Consider the following 6,737-nt stretch of genomic DNA (forward strand, 5'->3'; position numbering starts at 1 on the left):
TGCCGGTCAGCGGCGGGACGCGCCTTCGGGTGCCAGATCGGCAGGCAACACGATCCCCGCGGACGAGAGGCCTTCGTGGATTTCGTCCCAGGTGCGCGGCGAGGAGATCGGGAAGCAGTTGCCGATCCAGCGGGCGATATCGGCATCGTCCGGCGGCTGCCGCAGCACCCAGCGGTCGGCCACCCGCTGCTTGAGGTGGAGCGCCTGGGCGCGGGCCTCTTCCTTCTCGCCCGTCAGCGCGAGCGCCGCGACATACCATGCCTCGACGCCGAGATAGCCATCGCTGAGATAGCGGAAAGCGGCGATCGAGGCGGCATGGTCGCCGCACAGGCAGGTGATCCCGACGAAATAGCTCCAGTGCAGCGGCGAGGTCAGCAGACCGTTCTCGCGGTGGCGGTAGGCAATGGCCAGCGCCTCCTCGCGATGGCCGTAATAGGCCAGCCCGTGCGCCGCCGATAGCGCTGTCCAGGGATCGTTGTCGTTGAGCTCCAGCGCCTGGCGGTGCTGCGCCTCCGCCTGTTCGAACCGCCGCTGCAGCGCCAGCGTCCAGGCCGCGCACAGATAGCCGCGAGAATCGAAGGGATCGAGCGCCAGCGCCATGCGGGCCAGCCCGGCGGAACGCTCCAGCGTTTCCGTCGTCTGGGCCTGGCCGGGAAAGACGATGTGGCGGGAGTTGATGATCTGCGCCAGGCTCGAATAGGCAGGGCCGAAGCGCGGATTGTCTTCGATCAGCCGGGCGAGAATCGCCTCGGCCTGGTGGGAATCCTCGATCTTCCACGTGTAGTGCAGTCGCTGCCCCATCAGAAGGCGGTCGTACTGGTCCAGCGAGGCATCGGGGATGCGCGACATGTTGGCCAGCCGCTCGGCCGAGATGTTGACGTTCATCGCCATGGCGATCTCGGCGACCAGCATCGACTGCCGGGCAAACAGTTCGCCGATATCGACAGCCGAGTTGCGGCCCCAGACATAGGCGTTGGTACGCGAGTTCTTCACCGTCACGGAATAGGACACCGACCGCTCGGCCCGCATGGCGCTGATCGAGACCCGGTAGATGGGAGCCGCCGAGCGCGACAGATCTTCCGTCACCTCGTCCGCAACGGACCACTCGCGGAAACGCACGAGCCGCGAGATCAGATCGTGGCGAAATACCTTGGCCAGGCGAATATCCTGGTCCGCCTCGGTGATCTGGAGGATCTGATCGACCACGATGACCGGATTGACGTGCTGGACTGCGGCCGCGGGTCGCTCGCCGGCCGTCCCGACGCCCGCTGTAGCCGCAGGAGCGCGATGCGCGGAGTCCTCGGCCAAACGCATGCGCTCCCGGCGCAGCCAGTCGGAGAATTTGCCGAGCTTGATATCGACGATCAGCGATTGGGTCTCGTTGGAAGGCTGGGTGTCGAACTCGTCCTCCAGCACGTTCCAAAGGTCCTCATAGGCCCGCAATGCGCCGGTATAGTCTCCCTGCACCGCGCGGGCGGTGATGAAGGCGCGGCAGGCCGGCTCGTGCGTCGGGTCGAGATTGAGCAGCGCCACCGCCGCCTGCTCCATGCGCTTCCAGTTGCCGCTGTCGAGCCGCACCATGGGCTCCAGCAGCCCCCGCAACTGATCGTGGAACTGCTGCCGGCGCAGGCGCAGCCAGTTGTGGAACGGTTCGGCCAGCATCTCGCCACCCTCGAAGAGCCGCTCCGACAGACGCTTTTCGATCAGCAGCCGCGCCGGAACCTCGCCGCCATCGACGCCAAGTTCCTCCAGATCCAACGCAACGCGGCCGAGATCCAGGCGGATGTTCATCTTGTCGCTGTCCAGACCGTCGAAACCGGCATCCTCCAGGGCACGGCGCAGGATCAGCAGCGTCTGGCGCAGCGAGGAGCGCGAGTGGTGTTCGGAACTGTCCTGCCAGAACAGATTGGCCGCCATTTCCCGGGACAAACGGCCGTCGCCGGTCAGGCACAGGCGAACCAGAAGCCCTTCCGCCTTTCGCGAGCGGAACGACACCGGCTTGCCATCGACCAGGAAGTGAGGCACGCCCAATACGGCAACGAAAAGACGAGATCGCCCTGGGTCCGTGCCCCGCCCCTGTTCCGCGGCCTCGCGATCGCCCATGTCCTCCACGTCACCCTGCCCCTGCATGCTACGCCAGATCCCGCGGGACCCCGCCCCAGTTTCCAATGCCCTGAACTATGGAAAAGGCCTGAAAGAAAACGCAATCAGTAGAGCCGGACGCGGTCGCCGGGAAAACCGGCGGAGGGACGCAGCGCCCGCTGCCGCTGGAGCCGCAGCGTGGCCAGTGCACCGGGATCAGGTTGCAAACCCGGAACCAGCACGCGCACCACGCTTATACCCGGATCGGTACGGGTAAGGTCAATTGCCAGAACACGAAAATTTCGTTTGGCGAGTGCTGAAAGCGGCTCAACATCCCCGAGATCGTCAAGAGACCCGTCAGCGGCCCTGCTCTCTTCGCGGCCGGCGGGCGCCGGCGCCTCTGCCGGCTGCAGCACCTCCCAGTCGGGCTTCACCAGACTGCGCCGCGCAAGGTGCAACCTGTCCGTGTCGTTCAGATGTTTCTCGTCCGCCTCCGCGAGCTTGGCATCCACCACCCGGTCGGCCAGTTCCACCTGGGCCAGTTCGGTGAAGGCGGCGAGCAAGGCCGCGGACAATGTGGGGCGCGCCGCAAAGCCATAGGCGAAGCGCTTGCCCTGCCGATCGACGGACAGGGCTGCGACCACCGGCACGCCGAGATCGCCGGTGAGATCGAGAAACCAGCTGACCCGAGCCTGGCATCCGGCCCGCCAGCGGGCGATCCGGCCGGCGACCTGCGGAGCGCACAGCGCCTCCACCGGGATTGCCCGCCCGCGGCGGCCGCCGCGCCACCACAGGGCAACCGCATCGCGCTCGATCCATTCCAACGCCGCGTGCCGGCACGCATCGTGAAAGCTGCGCCCGGCCGCCACGCCAAGACCGCGGGCGAACGGCACGGCATCGCTCTCGCGCCGGCGCCAGCACAGGTCGGCGGGTACGAGACCCTTCCGGCCGGTGGACAGATCGAGGGCAAGAACGCGGTCCAGCCAGCCCGCAGCCTCCTGCTTCTGGTCGCCGCCGACTGCGTCCGGGGCCTGCGCTGGAGCCAGGCCGAGCGCAAGACTCTCCGCTTCGCTCCAGAAGCCGGGATCGGCTGCGGGCAGCGCCGCAACGCTTTCACGGGGCTCGGAACAGGGCACCTGCGTCATTTCGAACTGCGAGAGATATTCGACCGCCTCGCCGACACAGGCACGAAACGCCTCGAGCCGCGTCTCGCCAACGCCGGAGACCGAGCCATGCCCCCCGAAAGATCCGCCGAAAACACCCGGCGCCACCTCGGCCCCGAAGCAGAAGAGCCCCGGAGCATCCGGAAGCGCCAGCTCGAACAGCCGCTCCAGGCGCGCTGCGACAGCGATCAGGCTGGCAAGGTCGCGATCGCCGGCAAGCCCATCCCCCGCCCCTTCCGCAAGATAGGCGAGGAAGCGGCCGGCCGGCCCTGAGGGTTCGGGCAGGTCACCGCGTGTCTCCAGGTGTTCGGCCGCAAGGGCCAGTGCCCTACGGGTTTCATCCCGCATATGTCAGCCCCCCGGCTTTCGTTGAGCTCGCCGCTACCGCCGGTCCGTTTTATGGCGCTGGCGGAAAAATCACGCAGAGATAACGCTAACTGGTGTTGTATCGAAAAATCAATTGGATGGAGGTTCGCACAGTCGGTTGCGCTGACATCGGGGCGGATTTTCATGGCACCCGGTTGATGGCCGTGTGGGCGCGTGATGCGGGACCGGACATGGAGATTGCGGTTTCTTGAGGGGATCTGCACAGCCGCCGGCCGACTTCGGGTGGAATTGACAGACTCGAGTTTGACGAGTGCCCTTGTGACGTCTCTCCGACGCGCCCACGGCGCGGCCTGGAACGGCAGTTCGCCCTGCCGGACAGATGTTGCAAGTCACAGCGGGCCGCCCGGAGCTTTTCAGGCTGCGGATCGCACGTGACCTAACTGGGCCGGATCGCTGGACGATCCGGCCCGTTTTTCCCGACTTGGGGCGGTTGTCGGTCCGCAGCGGGAGGGGGCAGCCAAGAACGGCTCCAGGAGCCACCGGAGCGCCGTTGGCGGTCGGGAACTGCAAGAACTCCTGCCGGCTCCCGGACCGGCAAGCGGAATTTCAAAGACGCTTCGGCGTCCAAATTATTGGGCCTGGCGGCACAAATATACGAGAAGACCTAGTCTAGGGCTTTCAAACGTTCCCGCCCGTTCGCGCCTGCACGCGGACGGGCGGTTTCGTTTCCATCGTGGTGGTTCATTCCCTCAGGCGAGCGGGCGGTTTCGTCTCTGGCGGTGCCGTCCGCCTCTGCCAAGACCGGGCCTTGTGCCGGCGGGCGGCACCTGGCCCCTGGCTCTTCGCCGACCTGCCGCCTCTTCCGGCGCTCCCTCGTCAGGCAGAGCGGCGCGCGTCAGCGGTCCGGCCGGAGGGTGAACCGGATGCCGCCTTGCGCTCGCCTTTGTCGGCACCGCGTTCCGAAGCTTGGCGAATCTCGCCGAAGAAGTCGCGGATCTGCCCGGAGATCTGGTCCGACTGACCGCGCAGGTCGCCGGAGACCGACAGGAAGTCGCGCGCCGCATCTTCCGTCTTCTCGATGGCCGCGTTCACGCCGGTCACATTTCGGGTCAGCGTGACCGTGCCCTGGGCCGCGTGCTGGACGTTCATCGAAATCTCGCGAGTGGCGGCACCCTGCTCTTCGATTGCAGCCGCGATTGTCGCCGTCAGCGTATCGATCTCCCCGACGGTTGACGCAATGGAGCCGATCGTGTCGACCGCCCGCGTCGTCGCGGACTGGATCTCGGCGATTTGCAGGGCGATGTCTTCTGTCGCCTTGGAGGTCTGGCCGGCGAGATTCTTGACCTCCTGGGCGACGATTGCAAAGCCGCGCCCCGCATCGCCGGCACGTGCCGCCTCGATGGTGGCGTTGAGCGCCAGCAGGTTGGTCTGCTCGGCGATCGCCTGGATCAAGCCGATGACATCGCCGATCTTCTGGGCGGTGACAGAGAGCAGGCCGACCTCGCGCGAGGCGCTGTCGGTGACAACATTGGCGCGGCGCGCGACATCGGAGGCGCCGGTGACCTGCCGGGCGATCTCTTCGATGGAACTCGCCAGTTCCTCGGCGGCCGAGGCGACGGTCTGGACGCTGGTGGAGGTCTGCTCGGACGCTGCGGAAGCGGACATGGCCTCATCGGACGCGGCGGCAGCGACCGAAGACAGCGTATCGGCGCGCTTCTGCATCGTATCGGCAGCCTTGTCGACGCCGGCCAGCGAGGCCTCGACCCTGCCCTTGAACCGGTCGATCGCCTCGGCAAGGCAGCTGGTGCGCGCCTCCTGCTCTTCCATCAGGATCTGCTGGTAGGTGGAGATGGCGTGGTCGAGATCCAGCAGGACCGCCTTGTTGAGCGCCTGCAAGGCAGCCTGCGCCTTCGACGGAGAAAAGCGGTGGCGCTTCAGCACCAGGGCGGTCAACTCATTGAGAACATACTGATATCCGGCGATGTACCAACGAGGCTCGAGGCCGATGCGGCTGTGCGCGCGGCCGATCCGGTCGATGCTGTTCTCATAGTCCTCGTCGAAGCGTGCGTTGAACAGTCGCTGCCAGTGGGTCTTCTGAGCAGATTCCAGTGCCGCCTGGCGGGTTCCAAGCATGTCTTTAAGGGAGGGCTCGGTCACGAGATGCTTGTAGAATCCGGCGAGAATACCTGGCAGATCCGGCTCGACCACCTTCCACAGGCCGCGCAATGTCTTCCTGGTCTCTTCGTCTATGCGCGCGAACTCCAGGCGCGTCCGCGAATTCCTGCTTCCCGCTCCCGACATGGGATTGTCCTTTCGATTTCACGCCGAAACCTCTCGGCGCGCTCAAAAGGATGGCTCGATTCTGTTTACAGAGAGCTAATTCAGCCAAATTAAATCAATAAATACTTTATTTTATTAGAAAATCTTTCTTTGGTCAGGAAAATTATCTAGGCGAAAGGTATAATATTATCGATTTTTACGTACGATATTCCACGTACCCTTACGTAATAAAAGACGCGAAGCTTTAATCGAGACTTGAAACGGCCTCTAAACCCTGAGCGCATTGGTTGAAAAAAATGAGACGAATTTTGCAAAATCCCGTCTCAAAAATCCCGAAATTTGCGTTCCGCCTCGCAAACAGTGCAAATTCCGCAAGGGTGACGATCCGACCCGCGAACCGGACCGGTTATCCCCGCTCACCCAGGTGAGAGTATGATCATGCCGGTCGATTCGAAACCAGGAACTTGGGAAGAGCGGGCAGGCGGATGAGGCGAGATGAAGATCTGGCTGGGGCGGCAGGATTCGAACCTGCGCATGACGGTACCAAAAACCGCTGCCTTACCGCTTGGCTACGCCCCAAATCGCAGGCCGCCTGTATAGCGAGCGCGCCCGCGCCGCGCAAGCAGCCCCGTACGCACAGGCATCGCAGCGCACCGCTTATCCGCGCCTCGGGCCGTCATCCACAGGTGGAAAGAAAAACCTTGCAAGGACAGGGTTGCGGAGGCCGGTTGCCGGTGATATGAACCCGCCACACCACGGATGAGCCCCGGTCTCCCGGCCCGGAAAATCGCTCTCCACCCGACCGGCCACGCCGGCGGGACGAAGGTTCGGAGTGTAGCGCAGCCTGGTAGCGCACCTCGTTCGGGACGAGGGGGTCGCAGGTTC

3 protein-coding genes and 1 tRNA gene are annotated in these 6,737 nt (G+C 64.8%); all 4 read right to left on the reverse strand.

The features are described from left to right. Nucleotides 1-6: 6 nt before the first annotated feature. On the reverse strand, nucleotides 7-2,130 hold the full coding sequence (locus MNI96_RS19080; protein WP_249695716.1) for an AfsR/SARP family transcriptional regulator: 2,124 nt from the start codon (nucleotides 2,128-2,130) through the stop codon (nucleotides 7-9). Between the two features lie 77 nt (nucleotides 2,131-2,207). Next, nucleotides 2,208-3,593 (reverse strand): YcaO-like family protein, encoded by a 1,386-nt coding sequence (locus MNI96_RS19085; protein WP_249695717.1) that lies wholly within the window; start codon nucleotides 3,591-3,593, stop codon nucleotides 2,208-2,210. A gap of 855 nt (nucleotides 3,594-4,448) precedes the next feature. Then, nucleotides 4,449-5,873, reverse strand: a complete 1,425-nt coding sequence (locus MNI96_RS19090; RefSeq protein WP_283776570.1) for a globin-coupled sensor protein — start codon at nucleotides 5,871-5,873, stop codon at nucleotides 4,449-4,451. A 483-nt stretch (nucleotides 5,874-6,356) separates the two neighbouring features. Beyond that, nucleotides 6,357-6,431: transfer RNA gene (locus tag MNI96_RS19095), tRNA-Gln, on the reverse strand. Between the last annotated feature and the right edge of the window lie 306 nt (nucleotides 6,432-6,737).

Source organism: Stappia sp. WLB 29, assembly GCF_023507705.1.
Classification (GTDB): domain Bacteria; phylum Pseudomonadota; class Alphaproteobacteria; order Rhizobiales; family Stappiaceae; genus Stappia.